Below are 16,981 nucleotides of genomic sequence, written 5' to 3' on the forward strand. Positions count from 1 at the left end.
CTTCGCGGTAGCTCGATTCCAGCCTATGCCCGGAGCAGGGCGTCGCCAAGTTCGGTGCGCCGGTAGCGCACTTCGCGGCCGCGCCGACGGGTCTCGAGCAGGCCAGCCGCGCGCATCGCGGTCAGATGTTGCGAGACAGTCGGTGCCGAGAAACCCAGCCTGCGCGCCAGTTCGGTGGTGCTCGCGGGTTCGTTGAGCGCCGTGAGCAGAGCGGCCTTCGTCCGGCCGAGAATCCCGGCGAGCGCGCCGGGCGGACGTTCGGGGTCCGACCAGAGTTCGGCCACCCCGCGAGCCGGGTACAGCAGCGAAGGCTGCCACGGCTCCATCGTGATCACCCCGACCGAAGGCCACGCGAAGACGCCGGGGATCAGCAGCAAACCGCGCCGGTCGAGGTGGACGCGGCCGCGTTCCTTCATCTCGATCACCAGAACGTCGTCGACGAGCCGCACGCGCGGGTGGATGTCCTCGAGTACCAGCGCGATACCGCCGGCGGCCAGACGTCGCGAGCGTTCCTCGATGTCGGCGACCAGGAATCGGCGCATCCGGGGCCAATGCGGCTCGACCAGTTCGGTCCAGGCGATCTCCATCTGGTCCGCCAGCAGCTCCCTTGCCTCGGCGGGATCTTCCGGCAGTCCGCTCAGGTCGGCGTCTACTTTGGACAGTTCATACGCGACCTGCGCCGGCGCCGTACGGCGGATTTCGGCGAGCTGGGCGGACGCGGTGGTCTCCGGGCCGCTCGGCGGCGGGCTGAGGAAATCGGTGATGTAGTGCCGCGCGCTCATCACCTTCGCGAAGCCGTCGATGGGCAGGTCGGGCAGTTTCGCGGCGGCCTCGCGCAGCCACGACAGGTGACTCGGATGCCCGCGCCGACCGAGCAGCGTCTGCATCGCGCCCATGGTCTCGTCGAGCGGGGAGATGCCGAAGCGGACGCGGTTGGCGCTTTCGGCGGTCAGGACCAGCTCGATCATCCGATTAGGCTATTCCCGAATCAATGGTTCCCGCCAGGCCGGGTCCGGCAGTGTTCGTGACATGACGTTGCTGCGAAATTCCGGGTATTGGCGCTGGTCGGCGGGGGTGCAGCTGAACCGGCTGCCCGCCACGATGGCGCCGCTGGCCTTCACCGTGCTGACCACCGCGGCGACCGGTTCGTACCGGCTCGGCGGGATCATGATGGCCGTTTTCGTCGCCGCCGAGATGGTCGGCGCCGTGCCGACCGGACGGCTGCTCGACCGTGTCGGCCCCGCCCGCGGTCTCGTCGTGCTGCTTCCGCTGGTCGCGGCGGGGCTGTTCCTGCTGGCAGCGGTCGCTTCGGCCGGAGCCCCGGACTGGGTGCTGCTCGCGCTGGCGGTCCCGCCCGGCCTCGTCGCGGGCGGGTTGAACGGCGGTTTCCGGACGCTGCTGGCCGGGACGGTCACCGAGGACGAACTGCCCAGGGCCGTATCGGTCGACGCGATGATCCTCGAAGGCGTCATCGTCGGCGGTCCGCTGCTGGTGGCGCTCCTGGCGACGTCCGGTCCGGTCGTCCCGGTCCTCGCGATGGCCGTCGTCGCCCTGCTCGCGGCCCTGCTCGTGCCGCGGCGCACTGTTCGCGTTGCTCCACAAAGGACGGTCGAGCGTCAGCGGATCCCCGTCGCCGCCTGTGTGCCCTGGCTGGCGGGGCTGTTCACCGTGGGGCTGCTGCTGTCGACCATCGAGGTCGGGCTGCTGCCGCTCGTCCAGCGCCTCGGCGCCCCCGATTCGGCGACGGCGATCGTCATCGTCGTGCTGTGCGCCGCGAGCGTCACCGGGAGCGCGGTGTACGCGGCGCGGGGGAAGGAAGGCGATCCGCGGCTGTTCCTCGCCGGTTTCGTGCTCGGTGGGATCGTGGTTTCGGCGGGTTTCGGCTGGGCCGGGCTGCTCGGCGGCGTCGCGCTGATCGGGCTCTGCACCGGTCCGCTGATGGCGGTCTCGTCGGTCAACCTGCAGAAGCTGTTGCCGGAACGCCGCCGGTCGGAGGGTTTCTCGCTGGCCTTCACCGTGCAGGCGTCGGGCTTCGGGCTGGGCTCGCTGGCGATCGGGGTACTGCCGATGTGGATGGCCCCGCTTCTCGGTGTCCTTGCGGCCGTCGTCTCCTGTGCGATGCTGGTGGCACGCCCCAGGCGAGCTATTGGCACGCCGTCAGTAACGTCGTAGCCTGGGCTTTGAGCCGAGACACGGGAGAAGTCGATGACCGCAGTCCAGCCGAAGCCGACCGCGCACAGCGTGGGGGAGACCTTCGATTCCCTCAGCCCGGCGACCGACGAGGTCGTCGGCACCTACCCGGTGCACACCAGGGAGGACGTCCGCGCCGCCATCGCCCGCGCGAAGGACGCCGCCGAATGGTGGGCCGGGCTCGGCTACGACGGCCGCGCCGAACGTCTGCGCCGCTGGAAGGGCGTCATCACCCGCAGGCTGCCGCAGCTGTGCCAGGTCGTCCGCGACGAGACCGGGAAGCCGATCGCCGACGCGCAGCTGGAGAGCGTCCTCGCCATCGAGCACATCGCGTGGGCTGGCAAGCACGCGCGCAAGATCCTCGGCAAGCAGCGCCGCGCGGCCGGGCTGATGATGTCGAACCAGGCGGCGACGGTCGAGTACCAGCCGCTCGGCGTCGTGGGCGTGATCGGCCCGTGGAACTACCCTGTCTTCACGCCGCTCGGCTCCATCGCCTATGCCCTCGCCGCCGGCAACACCGTCGTCTTCAAGCCGAGCGAGTACACGCCGGGCGTCGGGAAATGGCTGGTCGACGCGTTCGCCGAGGTCGTCCCGGAGTGGCCGGTGCTGCAGCTGATCACCGGTTTCGGTGAGACCGGCGCTTCGCTCGTCACGGGCGGCGTCGACAAGATCGCCTTCACCGGTTCGACCGGCACGGGCAAGAAGATCATGGCCGCGGCCGCCGAAACGCTGACGCCGGTCATCATCGAGGCGGGCGGCAAGGACGCCGTCCTGGTCGACGCGGACGCCGACCTCGAAGCCGCCGCCGACGCGACCGTCTGGGGCGCGTTCTCCAACTCGGGACAGACCTGCATCGGCGTCGAACGCGTGTACGTCCACGAGCGTGTGCACGACGAGTTCGTCGCGAAGGTCGTCGAGAAGTCGAAGGACGTTCGGGCCGGTTCGGACGCGGCCGCGCAGTACGGCCCGGTGACGATGCCTTCGCAGCTCGCGGTGATCAAGCGCCACATCACGGACGCCATCGAGCGCGGTGGGAAGGCACTGGTCGGTGGCGTCGACGCGGTCGGCGACCGCTACGTGCAGCCGACGGTGCTCGTCGACGTGCCGGAGGACTCCGCGGCGGTCCAGGAGGAGACGTTCGGCCCGACCGTCACCATCGCCAAGGTCCGCGACATGGACGAAGCCGTCGAGAAGGCCAACGACACGAAGTACGGCCTCGGTTCGACCGTGTTCTCGAAGTCGCGCGGCCTCGAACTCGCCGGACGGCTGCGCACCGGCATGACGTCGATCAACGCGCCGCTTTCCTTCGCCGGTATCGCTTCGCTGCCCTTCGGCGGCGTCGGCGACTCGGGCTTCGGCCGGATCCACGGCCCCGAAGGCCTGCGCGAGTTCGCCCGCCCGAAGGCCGTCGCGCGCCAGCGGTTCACCGCGCCGATCGTGCTGACCTCGTTCTCCCGCAAGGAAAAGACCGACGCGCTGGTGGCGAAGCTGATCACGGTGCTGCACGGAAAGCGCTGAGCTGAAGGGCGCTTTCCCCGCATGAGATGCACGGAAAGCGCCCTTCACCGCGTCTGATGCGGGGAAAGCGTCCTTCAGCCGCGGCCCCGGATGAGATCCGCGGCCTTCTCCGCCACCATGATCGTCGGCGCGTTCGTGTTCCCACGCGGCACCACGGGCATCACCGACGCGTCCACCACCCGCAGCCCGTCCACCCCGCGCACCTTCAGCGACGGATCGACGACGGCGTTCTCGCCCGTTCCCATCGAGCAGGTCCCGACGGGGTGGTACAGCGTCTGCGTCTTCTCGCGCACGTAGTCGGCCAGTTCGCCGTCGGTCAGGTCGTGCCGCTCCGGCAGGAACGGCTTGTCCAGATACCGCGCCAGCGGCCCGGACTTCCCGATCTCCACCAGTGCCCGCATCCCGGCGAGCATCTTCTCCATGTCCACGGACTCGGCGTAGTAGGCCGGGTCGATTTCCGGCTTCCACAACGGATTCGACGACTTCAGCCGCAGACGCCCCCGGCTCGCGACGTCCACCAGGGTCGCCGCCGAAGTGAAGCCCGGCACCGTCGGCTCGCGCATCCCGTTGTCGTAGAACAACGTCGGCGCGACGTGGATCTGCATGTCCGGCGGCGAGACACCGTCCGCGGCCGGGAAGAACGCGCCGGCCTCGCCGATGTTCGAGGCCAGTGGGCCGCGTTTGGTGAGCTGGTACCGCACCAGGCCGCCCGGCGTCGCCGCGTCCACGAGGTCGGTGGTACCGCGGGTCGACCAGATGATCCCGCAGGCGGGATGGTCGTGCAGGTTGTCGCCGACCCCGGGAAGCGCGGCCACGACGTCGATCCCGTGTTCCCGCAGGTGTTCCGCCGGGCCGACCCCGGAGAGCATCAGCAGCTGCGGCGAGTTCACCGCGCCACCGCTCAGCAAGACCTCCGTCGACGCGCGCGCCGTCGTCTCGACACCCTTGTCCAAATAGGACACACCCACGGCGCGCGTGCCTTCGAAGACGACGCGGGTCGCTTGGGCGTTGGTCCGCACGGTGAGGTTCGGCCGCGACAGGGCGGGCCGCAGATACGCGTCGGCCGTCGACCAGCGGCGCCCCTTCTTGCACGTCACCTGGTAGACGCCGGCGCCTTCCTGTGACTCGCCGTTGAAGTCGTCGGTGCGTTTGAGGCCCCAGGCGACCGCGGAATCCACCCAGGCGAGGGACAGTTCGTGCGTGAAGCGCCGGTCCTCGACGTTCAACGGGCCGTCGGTGCCGTGCAGTGGCCCGCCGAGCCGCTGGTTCCCCTCCGCCCGTTTGAAGTACGGCAGGACGTCGTCGAAACCCCATCCCTCGGCGCCGTGCCCGTCACGCCAGCCGTCGTAGTCCGCGCGGTTGCCGCGGATGTAGATCATCGCGTTGATCGACGAACAGCCGCCGAGCGTCTTCCCGCGTGGCCAGTACAGCGTCTTGCCGGTGTGCTTCTGCTCGGCCGTCTCGTAGTTCCAGTCCCATTTGGTCTTGAACAGGCCGGGGAACGCGGCGGGGATGTGGATCTCGTCGGCGTCGTCCTCGCCGCCCGCTTCGAGCAGGAGCACCCGCGCCGACGGATCCTCGCTCAGCCGGTTCGCCAGTACGCATCCCGCGCTGCCCGCGCCGACGATCACGTAGTCGAAGGAGTCCTGATCGGCCACGGTGCCTCCTGCTGCTCGCCCGGTGTTGACGCCCCGCCAATGGGCTCATCTTGGCCCAGCGCCGCGCTCCGAGCATCCCCCAGACGAAGGATCGGTGCGAGCTCAGTCCGAGTCGGGTGAAAAAGAAGCCACGCAGGGGCCGCCCTCGGCGTCGTCCTCGGTCTCGATCCGGCCGGGCTTCCGGACGCCGTCGACGTCGCCGCTGAGGTGCAGGATCGTCTGCTTCGCGACGGTCAGCACGTCGGCGGTGTCGACGGTGTACCTGCCCTCGCCGTGGATGATCTGCTGCACGCCGTCGCGGGTCGTGTCGGGCACCTTCTCGCACAGCACGGACAGCGCCGCCGGGATGTCGCGCGCGTTGATCGCGTCGACGAACTTGTTCCCCGCCTCTTCCCCCGTCTTGACGTCGGGCCGCGGCGACGGCTTCGTCTCGATACCCGGCAGTGGCTCGGGCTCGCCGCCGATCTTGGCGTCGCGCACGCACCAGCCGCCCTCGCCGGGGATCATCGCGATCCCGACGGTCTGGCCACCGGCGGTGAGCGCGGCCGAATACTCCTGTGGCGCACGCTGACGCGCGGGCGTGCTGAGCTGTGCGCCTTCTGAGGCGGCCATGACCTGCTCGAAGGTATAGGACCGCTTCGAGCGGATCGGGCACCAGAGCGAGCTGAGGCGATCTTCGCCGACGCCGTTCACGAACGACTGAGTCAGTTGCTCCGGCGTCGCGCGCGAGGTGGTGTCGGCCTTGGCCTTGAAGAACCCCGGCGTCACGAAGCCGGTGAACGCGACACCGCCCGCGATCAGGACGAAGACCAGCGCCAGCGTGATCCAGAGCCAGGCCTTCGACTTCTTCGGCGGTGTGTACTGCCCGTAGGTCATGCGGCAACCGTAGTGAAGTAGGCTCTGGCGGTACCCACGACCTGCGTGAATAAGGAGCAGCCTGCCGTGGCCCGAGTCGTCGTCGACGTCATGCCCAAGCCCGAAATCCTCGACCCGCAGGGCCAAGCCGCGCTCGGCGCCGCCGGCCGTCTCGGCTTCACCGGGATCGCCGAGATCCGTCAGGGCAAGCACTTCGAGATCGAGGTCGACGACTCCGTCGACGACGCGACGCTCGAAAAGATCGCCGAGGGTTTCCTCGCGAACCCCGTCATCGAGCAGTGGACCATCAAGCGGGTGGACGCGTGAGCGCCCGCATCGGGGTCATCACGTTCCCCGGCACGCTCGACGACGGTGACGCGGCCCGCGCGGTCCGCTACGCCGACGCCGAAGCCGTGCCGCTGTGGCACGCGGACGAGGACCTGAAGGGCGTCGACGCCGTCGTCGTCCCCGGTGGCTTCTCGTACGGCGACTACCTGCGCGCCGGCGTCATCGCCCGGTTCGCGCCGGTGATGTCGTCGGTGATCGAGGCCGCCCACAAGGGCATGCCGGTGCTGGGTATCTGCAACGGCTTCCAGATCCTGTGCGAGGCCGGGCTGCTGCCGGGCGCGATGATCCGCAACGCGGGCCTGCACTTCATCTGCCGTGACCAGTGGCTGCGCGTCGAGAACAACGACACCGCGTGGACCACCCGGTACGACAAGGACGCCGAGATCCTCATCCCGATGAAGAACATCGACGGCTGCTTCGTCGCCGAGCAGGCCACCCTCGACGAGCTCGAGGGTGAGGGCCGCGTGGTGTTCCGCTACGTCGGCGGCAACCCGAACGGCTCGCGCAACGACATCGCCGGGATCCGCAGCGAGAACGGCCGCGTCGTCGGGCTCATGCCGCACCCGGAGCACGCCATCGACGCCCTCACCGGCCCGTCCGACGACGGGCTCGGCATGTTCTACAGCGCCGTGGACGCCCTCGTCTCCGCCTGACGCCCCGCATTTGGTCCTCTAAATGCGTGAACCGCATTTAGAGGACTAAATGCGTCAGGAGGCGGCGGCCACCAACGCCGCGTAAGGCCCACCCGCCGCCAGCAGCTCCGCGTGCGAACCCAGCTCGGTCACCCGGCCGCCCTCGATGACGGCGACCCGGTCCGCCGCGGCCGCGGTGTGCAGCCGGTGCGCGATCGCGATCACCGTGCGCCCTTCGAGCACCGCGCTCAACGACCGCTCCAGCTCCCGCGCCGAACCCGTGTCCAGCAGCGACGTCGCCTCGTCCAGCACGAGCGTGTGCGGGTCGGCCAGCACCACCCTCGCCAGCGCGAGCTGCTGCGCCATCGCCGCCGGGACGGCGACCGCGCCGGCCCCGACCTTCGTGTCCAGCCCGTCCGGCAGGCTCGCCACCCACTCCGAAGCGCCGACCGAGGCCAGCGCGGCCAGCAGCCGGTCGTCGGTCCAGTCCCCGGCGGGCAGCGTGAGGTTGTCCCGCAGCGTCCCCGCGAAGACGTGCTGCTCCTGGGTCAGCAACAGGACCTCGCCGCGCAGGACGTCGTCCGGCAGCGTCGACACCTCGGCGCCGCCGATCCGCACCGAGCCCGACGTCGGCGCCGACATCCCGGCCAGCAGCCGTCCCAGGGTCGACTTGCCGGCACCGGACGGGCCGACGATCGCCAGCCGTTCACCGGCGGGCACCCGCAGGTCGATCCCGTGCAGCACTTCGCGGTCCGCGTTGTAGCCGAAGCGCACGTCGCGCACCTCGATGTCCTGGCCGCGCGGAGTCTCCGAGGCCGTTTCGGAAGACGGAGCGGGCCGCACGCCCAGCAGTCGTCGCAGCGAGGCCCCGGCGACCTGCATGTCCGCGAGCCAGAACAACGCCTCGTTCAGCGGACCCGTCATGACCTGCGAGTACAGGAGCATCGCGGTGATCGTGCCGAGCCCTTCCCAGCCGTTCGAGTAGGCGAGCAGACCCAGCCCGAGCATCACCGGCACCGGCAGCACATAACTGATCTCCAGCGACGGAATCCACCGCATCTGCAGTGCCCGGATCTCGCGTTCGCCCAGCATCGAGGCGTCGAGGCCGTCGTGCCCGGTCCGGATCCGGCGGCCGGTCAGGCTCAGCGCCTCCGCCGTCCGCGCGCCCTCCGCGGTCTCGTGCGTGGTGGACTGCAACTCGGACCACTTGTCGAGCATCCGCCGCATCACGCCGGGGATCCGCCGCTGGTACCAGATGTTCACCGGCACCAGCAGCGGCAGCGCGACCAGCAGGCCCAGCGCGAGGAACGGCGACGTGATCACCATCGCCACCACCGTGAACACCACCGTCACCGCGGCGATCAGGATCTCCGGCGCGCCGTGGCGCACCGCGTGGTCGATGCGGCTGACGTCGGTGGTCGCGCGGCTGAGCAGGTCACCGGTGCCCGCCGCTTCGACCGTGCCGAGCGGCAGGTCCAGCGCGTTCCCGACGAATTCCTCGCGGTTGAGCGCCAGGATCCGCTCACCGAACACCCGCGCGCGGAGCCTGGCCAGTCCCTTGAACCAGGCCTGCGCGCCCAGCACGACCACGAACGCGACCGCGAGCCAGGTGATCGTGGTGGTCGTCGTGCCCTCGACGACCTCGTCCACCAGCGCGCCCAGCAGCCTCGGCCCGGCCAGCCCGATCGCGGTCGCGACGCAGAACAGGCCGAGCATCACGGAGAATTCGCGCTTGTTCGCCCGCGCGGTCTCCTTGATCCAACGTCTTACGTCCTTCTTGTCTGCCAGCGGCAGCTTTTTCATGCCGGTACTTTCGTACTCACGACCACATCGGCCACATGTGTCCACAGTGGACTCTGACTGAACACGACGGTGGTCTTGCCGCGCCGCAGCTTCGCGACGCGTTCGGTTATGCGGGCTTCGGTATGCGCGTCGACGGCCGAGGTCGGCTCGTCGAGCAGCAGGACGTCGGCGTCGGTCGCCAGCGCGCGGGCCAGATTCAGCCGCTGCCGCTGACCACCGGAGACCTCACGTCCGCGTTCGCCGATCACCTCGTCGACGCCGTGGGGCAGCGCGTCCACGATGTCCTCGGCGTCCGCCGCGTAAAGCGCTTCGGTGATGTCGACGTCGCCGGGCTCGGCGGGGGTGACCTGTTCGCGCAGCACACCGGAGAACCAGATGTCCTGGTTGTGCGCGAACACGACCCGCCGACGCAGCTCGTCGAGGGAGACCTGGTCCACCGGAACCCCGCCGACGAGCGCGGGTTCACTCTGATCGGTGAACCGCGCCATCCGCGAAGCCACCGCTTCGGCGTCGGCCCCGACATCGATGACGGTCAGCTTCCCGGCCTCGGCCTTGATCCCGGACGTCTCGTCGTACAGGTCCAGCGGGCCTTCGGGTAGCGGCACCGGATGCTCCGGCTCGGTGAGCGTGCGTTCGGTGGTCAGCAGTTTGCACACCTTCCGCGCCGAAACCAGCGCGGCGCTCAGCACGCCCGCGAACTCGGTCGCCGTCGTCACCGGGATCACCAGGAACACCGAGACGCCGTAGAACGTGATCAGTTCGCCGACGCCGATGGTGCCGTTGATCGCCAGCTGCGCGCCCAGCCAGGTGATGACCACCGTGACCAGGCCCGGCAGCGCGACCTCGGCCGCCGCGAGCCACGCGTCGCTGCGCCCGACCTGGACACCGGCCGCGCGGACCCGCTGGCTGGAGCGGCGGAAGCGGTCGAGGAACTGCTTCTCACCGCCGACACCGCGAAGGATCCGCAGACCGGAGACGATGTCCGCGGCCAGCGCGTTGACGTCGGTCTTCTCCTCGCGCTGCTTCGTCTGACGCTTTTCCAGCGGCTTCAGCAGCGGCCCGATGCCGACCACCGCCAGCGGGACACCGATCAGCGCGACCATGCCGAGCAGCGGGGACGTCGACAACAGCGCCGTCGCGCACACGACGAACGCGATCAGCGAACCGAAGGCCCGCCCGAGCACTTCGAAGGAGTCACCGATCGGGTTGATGTCGCTGGTGGTGATCGCGACCACGTCACCCGTGGTGGTCGTGTCGCGCAGGTTCGCGCCCAGCTTCGCCGCGTGTTCGGTGGCGAGGCGCTGCGTCACCCCGGCGCCGTGGATCCAGCAGCCGTAGGACGCGAAGTGCTGCACCGTGCCCGCGATCGTCTGCGCGATCCCGAGCCCGGCGGCCGCGAGCCCCCACAGCCAGACGGAATCGCCGTCGCCGCGGCCGATCGCGTCGATACCCCGGCCGATCGCGACCGGCAGCAGGGCGATCGGCAGCGACCACAGCGCACCGCTGATCGCCGAGACGGCGAGCAGTCCCGGACGCGCGAGCATCATCCTGACCAGGTACCGCCAGGCGGTCGGCTTGGCGGGCAGGCGTAGTCGCGGAAGCGGATATGTGGCGGAAAGCACGATTACCGACGTTAAGCGGATCACCGTCGCGGGCGCGACCGATTTATCCGTGGGCGACCGCGAGTGGCCTTAAACACTCGCCTATTCTCAAGGCCGTGGCGAACCCTGAGGTTGACACCGTGACCAGCACCGTTGACACCACTCAACGCGCCGAGGCGACCCCCGAACTGACCCAGCCGTACGTCGAGCTCGGCCTCGCCGACGACGAGTACGCCCGGATCCGGGAGATCCTCGGCCGCCGTCCGACCGACGCCGAACTGGCGATGTATTCGGTGATGTGGAGCGAGCACTGCTCGTACAAGTCCTCGAAGAAGCACCTGCGCTACTTCGGCGAGACCGCCACTCCCGAAATGAAGGAGAAGATGCTCGCCGGCATCGGCGAGAACGCGGGTGTCGTCGACATCGGCGAGGGCTGGGCGGTCACCTTCAAGGTCGAGAGCCACAACCACCCGTCCTACGTGGAGCCGTACCAGGGTGCCGCGACCGGCGTCGGCGGCATCGTGCGCGACATCATGGCGATGGGCGCGCGCCCGCTCGCCGTGGCGGACGCGCTGCGCTTCGGCCCGGCGGACGCCCCCGACACGCGGCGCGTGCTGCCCGGTGTGGTCGCCGGCGTCGGCGGCTACGGCAACTGCCTCGGCCTGCCGAACATCGGCGGCGAGCTGGTGTTCGACCCCAGCTACTCGGGCAACCCGCTGGTCAACGCCCTGTGCGTCGGTGCGATGCGCGTCGAGGACCTGCACTTGGCGTTCGCCTCGGGCAAGGGCAACAAGATCATCCTGTTCGGCGCGCGCACCGGCCTCGACGGCATCGGCGGCGTGTCCGTTCTCGCCAGCGACACCTTCTCGGGTGACGAGTCCTCGGGCGGCCGCAAGAAGCTCCCGAGCGTCCAGGTCGGCGACCCGTTCACCGAGAAGGTGCTCATCGAGTGCTGCCTCGAACTGTTCGCCCAGAAGCTCGTCGTCGGCATCCAGGACCTCGGCGGCGCCGGGCTTTCCTGCGCGACGTCGGAGCTCGCGGCCGCCGGTGACGGCGGTATGCACATCTACCTCGACCGGGTTCCGTTGCGCGCCACCGGGATGACCCCGGCGGAGGTGCTGTCCAGCGAGTCGCAGGAACGGATGTGCGCGGTCGTCTCGCCGGAGAACGTCGAGGCGTTCATGAAGGTCTGCGAGAAGTGGGACGTCATCGCCACCGACATCGGCGAGGTCACCGACGGCGAGCACCTGGTCATCACCTGGAACGACGAGGTCGTCGTCGACGTGCCGGCGCACACCGTGGCACACCAGGGCCCGGTGTACGACCGCCCGATCCAGCGTCCGTCCACACAGGACGCCCTGCAGGCCGACACCTCGGCGAAGCTGCCGCGTCCGTCCACTTCGGACGAGCTGCGGGCCGACATCCTCAAGCTGATCTCGTCGCCGAACCAGGCGTCGAAGGAATGGGTGACCTCCCAGTACGACCGCTACGTGCGCGGCAACACCGTGCTCGCGCAGCCGTCGGACTCCGGCGTCATCCGGATCGACGAGTCCACCGGCCGCGGCGTCGCCGTCTCGACCGACTGCAACAGCAAGTTCGTCTACCTCGACCCGTACGAGGGCGCGAAGCTCGCGCTGGCCGAGGCGTACCGCAACGTCGCCACCAGCGGCGCGAAGCCGGTCGCGGTGTCGGACTGCCTGAACTTCGGCGCGCCGACCGACCCGGGCGTGATGTGGCAGTTCGAGCAGGCCGTGCACGGTCTCGCCGACGGCTGTGTCGAGCTCGGCATCCCGGTCACCGGCGGCAACGTCAGCTTCTTCAACCAGACCGGTGACACGGCCATCCTGCCGACCCCGGTGGTCGGCGTGCTCGGCGTGATCGACGACGTCACCCGCCGCATCCCCACCGGAATCGGCGCCGAGGCCGGGGAAACCCTGCTGCTGCTCGGCGAGACCCACGACGAGCTGGACGGTTCCGCCTGGGCGCGCGAACTGCACGGCCACCTCGGCGGCCGCCCGCCCAAGGTCGACCTGGCGCGCGAGAAGCTGCTCGCCGACATCCTCATCGCCGGTTCCCGCGACGGCATGATCTCCGCCGCGCACGACATCTCCGACGGCGGCCTGATCCAGACGCTCGTCGAGACCGTCCTCATCGGACAGTGCGGTGCCCGCGTCTTCCTCGACGCGGAGCAGGACCCGTTCGTGCAGCTGTTCTCCGAGTCCGCGGGCCGGGTGCTGGTCGCCGTGCCGCGCACCGAGGAACTGCGGTTCACCGAGATGCTGACCGCGCGCGGTCTGCCGTGGCGCAAGACCGGTGTGGTGGACCCGGAGTCGGGCTCGCTCGAACTCCAGGACATCACGGAGTTCACGCTGGACGAGCTCCGGGAGACCTGGGAGCGCACGCTCCCGGCGCTCTTCGACTGAGCTGAAGGGGACTTTCCCCGCATGGGACGCAGCGAAGGGCGCTTTCACCGCATGTGATGTGGGGAAAGCGCCCTTCAGCCCTCTTTGGACAGGACCGCGCCCTCAAGCGACGGAGGCTCCGCGAAGGTCGCCACGCTCAAGTCGACGGGCGCTTCGACGACCAGGCCGTCCAGCGACACCTTCCGTTCGAAGCTAGCCCTGGCGACCTCGAACCTGCCGCGGATGGTCGCGTTCTCCAGCAGGAACTTCCCGGACAGCTGAGCGTCGGTGAGGTCGAGATAGGACAGCACCTCGCACCGATCCGCGCCGAACCAGCCGATCCGCCTGCCGAGCAGCCCCAGCTTGTCGAGCCGGGCGTCGCTGAGGTTGAGCGAAAGCGTCGGCCCGGTCGTCCCGGCGTGGGGGAGGATGTCGCGGATCAGCCGTTCGGCCGCGCGCCGGACCAGCCGTTCCCGTTCCGCCGCCGCCCGCTTTTCCTTGTCTTCCCAGTCGAGGTCCGGATCGAAACTCGGATGCTCGAACGGCCGCCGCAGGTAGGCGCACAACACGTCGAGCACGGTCTGCCGGTACTCCGGACGGGTCCTGGCCAGCCCCGCGAGCGAATGCATCGCCCCGATCCGGACCTGATCTGCGTCGTTGCCCAGCAGTTCGATCGACTTGGCGAAGCGCTCGTCGGAGATCCGGCTGCGCTCGATCTCGTGCCGGTCCTCTTCGGTACGCCTTCGCCGGTCGTTGAGCCAGAGTCCGTAGAGCGCGGCGACCGCCCCGCCCGCCAGAGCGCCGGTCTTGAGCGCGTCGCCGCGACTGGTCGCGCGATCCATGAGCAGCCAGGCGGTGACCCCGACGAGCACCACGATCGAGGACGACAACGTCCAGAACAGCGGCGACCTGAGCAGCCGCCTCATCAGTCCTTCACCGTGAGCCGGGCGCGGCCGTCCGGCAGGGTCTCGACGGCCCAGCCCGCCGGGAGTTCGTGGTCCCTCGCCGGTTCCACCGACGTGTTGTAGAGCGACACCGTGCCGGGCGTCTCGCGGAAGCTCAGATCCCCGAAGCCCTCGAACCGGGCGCGGCGCAGATCCAGCGTCTTCTTGAACCCGGCGTCGGCGAAGACGGCGTCCTTCGCGAAGACACTGTCCTTGAAGGACGTCTCGCCCGCGAACACGGTGCCGCGGAACTCGACGTCCTCGGAGAACCGGACCCCGCTGAACCACGCCCGCTGTTCGAACCTGGCGTCACTGCACCGGAAGAAACCGATGCGCTTCTTCTCTTTCGTTCCCGCGCCCGTCAGGTACACCGGCCCGAGGAACACACAGCCGGACAGGTTGGTGCTGCTGTACAAGCCCGCGTAGCGCAGCAACAGCTTGCCGATCTTCCGTTCCGAAAGATCGAAGTACTCCAGTACCGCGCCGGTCAGGTCGAGGTCGTACCCCGGCGTGCCCTCGGAATCCGCGGCCGGGAGGAGTTCCCCGATCAGCCGTTGCGCGGTCTGCCGCACCTGGAGTTCTTGGTCCTCCTCCGCGGAGCCCTCCGCCGGTGCGGTGTTCCCGTCCCGTTTCGCCGTGTCCTGATACCGCGGATGCTCGAACGGCCGCCGCAGGTACGAGCACAGGATGTCCAGCACGGTCTGCTTGTAGATCTCGCGGCCGCGAGCCAGCCCCGCCAGCGCGTGCAGCGCCCCCACCCGCACCTGGTCGGCCTCGTGGCCGAGCAGTTCGACGGCCTTGGCGAACCGTTCGTCCGAGATCCGGTCCCGGTCCTGGTCGGCCCGCCGCAGCTCGAGCTCCTGCCGCTGCCGTTCGACCTCCTGCCGCCGCTCCTCGACCCGGCGCCGCCTGTCGTTGAGCCACAACGCGTACAACGCGACGATGGCGCCCCCGGCGATGCCGCCGGTCTTCAGCGCCTCGCTGCGGCTGGTCGCCGGATCGGTCAGCAACCAGCCGCCGACCGCGACCAGCAGTACGAGCGAGGCGACGAAGGTCCAGAGCAGCGGGGAGCGGAGAAACCGCTTCATCCGCTCAGAATACGAAGAAGTTGCGGACACAGAAGGACTTGTCCGGGTTGTCGTCCGAGGAGATCCCCGACCCGCTCACCTTCTTGCCCTTGACCGTGCCCTCGATGTCACCGGTGATGAACCCGTCACCGATACCGGAGGTCGAGGTGACCTCCAGCTGCGACGGCGCCGGGGCCATGATGTCGATCGAGTCGCCCATGGTCGCCTTCATGTCCTGGCACACCAGCGCGAGCGCGCCGGCCTTGTCCCCGGCGCTCACCTTGGCCAGGAAGTCCTTCAGGTTCTGGATGCCCTTCGGGTTGCCCTCGGAGCCCGTGCCACCGCTTTCGGTGCTCCTCGGGCTGCTCCTGGGCGAGCTCGACTTCGGGCTGCTCTTCGGCGCGGAGGTCGGCGCCTGCTCGGACGACGACGCGGGCGGCGGCGCGGCCGTGTTGTTCCCCTCGTCCTTGCTGAGCAGGAAGCCCGGCGCGACGAACCCGGTGACACCGAACGCGATCAGCACGACGAGGCCGATCACGATCCCGATGATCAGACCGGTCTTGCTCTTCGACGGCGGTGCGGGCGGGCCGCCGAAGCCCTGCTGGTAGCCCTGGTTGTTCGGGTCCCAGCCCTGCTGGGGCTGCTGCGGGTACTGCTGGGTCTGGTCCCAGCCCTGCTGCGGCTGCTGCTGGTACTGCTGCGTCTGGTCCCAGCCCTGCTGCTGTCCGTACTGCTGCGGCTGACCGTACTGCTGGGTCTGGTCCCAACCCTGCTGCGGCTGCTGTCCCTGGGGGTCCTGGCCATAGGGCTGGCCTGGCTGGGGTGGGTAGGTCATCGGTCTCGCCTTCCGTACTGGGGCCTGAGGCTTCTGATCAGACGACCGGCGGTCAGCGCTGGTTCCGGATCCGCCCGTGCCAGGGATTTCAGGGGCATTCTGCCCGGAAGGTACCGTGCGTCGAAACCGGCGCGCGAAAGCGGCTCCCGGCCGAGGCCGGGAGCCGCCTGTTCACGGAATGCGCAGCTCAGCCGTTGGCCAGTGCCTGCAAGCGGTCGTAAGCGCCGTTGAAGGTGTTCTGGTCGAGCGGGCTGGAGGTGTACTGCCACACGGTGTAGTAGCCCCAGCCGTAGGGCAGCGCGCCCACGGTGGACGCGTACCGCGCGATCCACAGCGGGACCGTGCCGCCGAAGTTCTGCGACGTGCCGACACAGGTGCTCCACCAGCTCGTCGAGGTGTAGATGACGGGCCAGCGGCCGGTGCGCGCCTTGTAGCGGTCGTGGAACGCCCGGATCCACGACCCCATGGCGGACTGGCTCAGGCCGTAGCAGGTGGCGCCGTACGGGTTGTACTCCATGTCCAGCGCGCCCGGCAGGGTCTTGCCGTCCTTGGACCAGCCGCCGCCGTTGTTGACGAAGAAGTCGGCCTGCGCCGCGCCGCTCGAGACGTTCGGCAGGGCGAAGTGGTACGCGCCGCGGATGAAGCCCTTGTTGTAGGAACCGTTGTACTGCTGGGCGAAGTACGGGTTCTTGTAGCTGGTGCCTTCGGTGGCCTTCGCCCACACGAAGCGCTTGCCCTGGTTCCACCAGTAGTTCCAGTCGACGTTGCCCTGATAGCTGGCCACGTCCATCCCCGCGACCGTCGCGAGCACACCGACCTCGGGCTGCGGCTGGGCGGCCTTGGCCTTGGAGTCCGGCGTGGAGGTGTCGCCTTCCACGCGCCGGATCTGCGATCCGATCGTGTGGTCGTTCCGCTGGAGATCCTGTTCGATCGACGTGATCTCGGGGGACGGGGCGGCCGACGCCTGGACCGTGCTGCTGAGCAGGAGCAGCGCGGAGCCGACGGCGATGGCGATTCTTCGGGAAGTGCGCATTACGACAATCCCTTCACGGATAACCCTCGCTGAGGACGGCGACCTTGCAGGTGGTAGCCGTCCGGGCACGATTGTTGACGACGAGTGCCGGGTTT

The 16,981-nt window shown here is 69.3% G+C and carries 14 protein-coding genes; 5 read left to right on the forward strand and 9 right to left on the reverse strand.

Annotation, left to right across the window (positions count from 1 at the left end; translation table 11 throughout):
* Positions 1-23: 23 nt before the first annotated feature.
* Entirely contained in the window at positions 24-968 is a 945-nt protein-coding gene (locus ACFVM3_RS19905; RefSeq protein WP_378440552.1) for a DUF5937 family protein, read from the reverse strand.
* Positions 969-1,029: 61 nt separating this feature from the next.
* On the opposite strand from ACFVM3_RS19905, the gene ACFVM3_RS19910 reads away from it, so the two are divergent.
* Positions 1,030-2,172 carry an MFS transporter gene (locus tag ACFVM3_RS19910; RefSeq protein WP_378440554.1) on the forward strand — a complete coding sequence of 381 codons (1,143 nt, stop codon included), beginning with the start codon at positions 1,030-1,032 and terminating at the stop codon, positions 2,170-2,172.
* Between the two features lie 33 nt (positions 2,173-2,205).
* Positions 2,206-3,708, forward strand: a complete 1,503-nt coding sequence (locus ACFVM3_RS19915; RefSeq protein WP_378440556.1) for an aldehyde dehydrogenase family protein — start codon at positions 2,206-2,208, stop codon at positions 3,706-3,708.
* Between the two features lie 74 nt (positions 3,709-3,782).
* Here the strand turns inward: ACFVM3_RS19915 and ACFVM3_RS19920 are convergent, their stop codons facing one another.
* Positions 3,783-5,366, reverse strand: a complete 1,584-nt coding sequence (locus ACFVM3_RS19920; protein WP_378440558.1) for a GMC family oxidoreductase — start codon at positions 5,364-5,366, stop codon at positions 3,783-3,785.
* Positions 5,367-5,468: 102 nt separating this feature from the next.
* The gene (locus ACFVM3_RS19925; RefSeq protein WP_378440560.1) at positions 5,469-6,242 is read right to left on the reverse strand and encodes a hypothetical protein; all 774 of its coding nucleotides are present in this window, start codon (positions 6,240-6,242) and stop codon (positions 5,469-5,471) included.
* Positions 6,243-6,308: 66 nt separating this feature from the next.
* Here ACFVM3_RS19925 and purS point away from each other — a divergent pair, with 66 nt between their 5' ends.
* Together purS and purQ are read left to right on the forward strand one after the other, a co-directional pair.
* Positions 6,309-6,548, forward strand: a complete 240-nt coding sequence (purS, locus tag ACFVM3_RS19930) for a phosphoribosylformylglycinamidine synthase subunit PurS (protein WP_007032538.1) — start codon at positions 6,309-6,311, stop codon at positions 6,546-6,548.
* Positions 6,545-7,222 (forward strand): phosphoribosylformylglycinamidine synthase subunit PurQ, encoded by a 678-nt coding sequence (gene purQ / locus ACFVM3_RS19935; RefSeq protein ID WP_007032539.1) that lies wholly within the window; start codon positions 6,545-6,547, stop codon positions 7,220-7,222. The genes purS and purQ overlap by 4 nt, the downstream gene beginning before the upstream one ends.
* Before the next feature lie 54 nt (positions 7,223-7,276).
* On the opposite strand, the gene ACFVM3_RS19940 is transcribed toward purQ, so the two are convergent.
* Together ACFVM3_RS19940 and ACFVM3_RS19945 are read right to left on the reverse strand one after the other, a co-directional pair.
* Positions 7,277-9,004 (reverse strand): ABC transporter ATP-binding protein, encoded by a 1,728-nt coding sequence (locus tag ACFVM3_RS19940; RefSeq protein WP_378440563.1) that lies wholly within the window; start codon positions 9,002-9,004, stop codon positions 7,277-7,279.
* Positions 9,001-10,626 carry an ABC transporter ATP-binding protein gene (locus tag ACFVM3_RS19945; RefSeq protein ID WP_378440565.1) on the reverse strand — a complete coding sequence of 542 codons (1,626 nt, stop codon included), beginning with the start codon at positions 10,624-10,626 and terminating at the stop codon, positions 9,001-9,003. The genes ACFVM3_RS19940 and ACFVM3_RS19945 overlap by 4 nt, the downstream gene beginning before the upstream one ends.
* A gap of 119 nt (positions 10,627-10,745) precedes the next feature.
* Here ACFVM3_RS19945 and purL point away from each other — a divergent pair, with 119 nt between their 5' ends.
* Positions 10,746-13,028: a phosphoribosylformylglycinamidine synthase subunit PurL gene (purL, locus tag ACFVM3_RS19950; protein ID WP_378440567.1), complete on the forward strand. Its 2,283-nt coding sequence runs from the start codon at positions 10,746-10,748 to the stop codon at positions 13,026-13,028.
* A gap of 74 nt (positions 13,029-13,102) precedes the next feature.
* On the opposite strand, the gene ACFVM3_RS19955 is transcribed toward purL, so the two are convergent.
* The 4 genes from ACFVM3_RS19955 to ACFVM3_RS19970 all read right to left on the reverse strand — a co-directional run bounded on the left by ACFVM3_RS19955 (position 13,103) and on the right by ACFVM3_RS19970 (position 16,886).
* Complete coding sequence (locus ACFVM3_RS19955; protein WP_378440569.1) at positions 13,103-13,933, reverse strand: hypothetical protein; 831 nt, start codon at positions 13,931-13,933, stop codon at positions 13,103-13,105.
* The gene (locus ACFVM3_RS19960) at positions 13,933-15,039 is read right to left on the reverse strand and encodes a pentapeptide repeat-containing protein (protein ID WP_378440571.1); all 1,107 of its coding nucleotides are present in this window, start codon (positions 15,037-15,039) and stop codon (positions 13,933-13,935) included. The genes ACFVM3_RS19955 and ACFVM3_RS19960 overlap by 1 nt, the downstream gene beginning before the upstream one ends.
* Positions 15,040-15,043: 4 nt before the next feature.
* A complete protein-coding gene (locus ACFVM3_RS19965) occupies positions 15,044-15,853 on the reverse strand; it encodes a Twin-arginine translocation protein TatA (RefSeq protein WP_378440573.1) in 810 nt (269 codons plus the stop codon).
* Positions 15,854-16,040: 187 nt separating this feature from the next.
* Entirely contained in the window at positions 16,041-16,886 is an 846-nt protein-coding gene (locus ACFVM3_RS19970) for a lysozyme (protein ID WP_378440575.1), read from the reverse strand.
* Positions 16,887-16,981 lie beyond the last annotated feature (95 nt).

This window comes from Amycolatopsis sp. NPDC057786 (genome assembly GCF_042797905.1).
In the GTDB taxonomy this organism is placed as follows: Bacteria; Actinomycetota; Actinomycetes; order Mycobacteriales; family Pseudonocardiaceae; genus Amycolatopsis.

Excerpts from the sequence above, each read along its gene's own strand:
- ACFVM3_RS19970 (WP_378440575.1), bottom strand. The coding sequence starts at position 16,886 with ATGCGCACTTCCCGAAGAATCGCCATCGCCGTCGGCTCCGCGCTGCTC.
- ACFVM3_RS19940 (WP_378440563.1), bottom strand. The coding sequence starts at position 9,004 with ATGAAAAAGCTGCCGCTGGCAGACAAGAAGGACGTAAGACGTTGGATC.
- ACFVM3_RS19965 (WP_378440573.1), bottom strand. The coding sequence starts at position 15,853 with ATGACCTACCCACCCCAGCCAGGCCAGCCCTATGGCCAGGACCCCCAG.
- ACFVM3_RS19960 (WP_378440571.1), bottom strand. The coding sequence starts at position 15,039 with ATGAAGCGGTTTCTCCGCTCCCCGCTGCTCTGGACCTTCGTCGCCTCG.
- ACFVM3_RS19955 (WP_378440569.1), bottom strand. The coding sequence starts at position 13,933 with ATGAGGCGGCTGCTCAGGTCGCCGCTGTTCTGGACGTTGTCGTCCTCG.
- ACFVM3_RS19915 (WP_378440556.1), top strand. The coding sequence starts at position 2,206 with ATGACCGCAGTCCAGCCGAAGCCGACCGCGCACAGCGTGGGGGAGACC.
- ACFVM3_RS19925 (WP_378440560.1), bottom strand. The coding sequence starts at position 6,242 with ATGACCTACGGGCAGTACACACCGCCGAAGAAGTCGAAGGCCTGGCTC.
- ACFVM3_RS19910 (WP_378440554.1), top strand. The coding sequence starts at position 1,030 with ATGACGTTGCTGCGAAATTCCGGGTATTGGCGCTGGTCGGCGGGGGTG.
- ACFVM3_RS19905 (WP_378440552.1), bottom strand. The coding sequence starts at position 968 with ATGATCGAGCTGGTCCTGACCGCCGAAAGCGCCAACCGCGTCCGCTTC.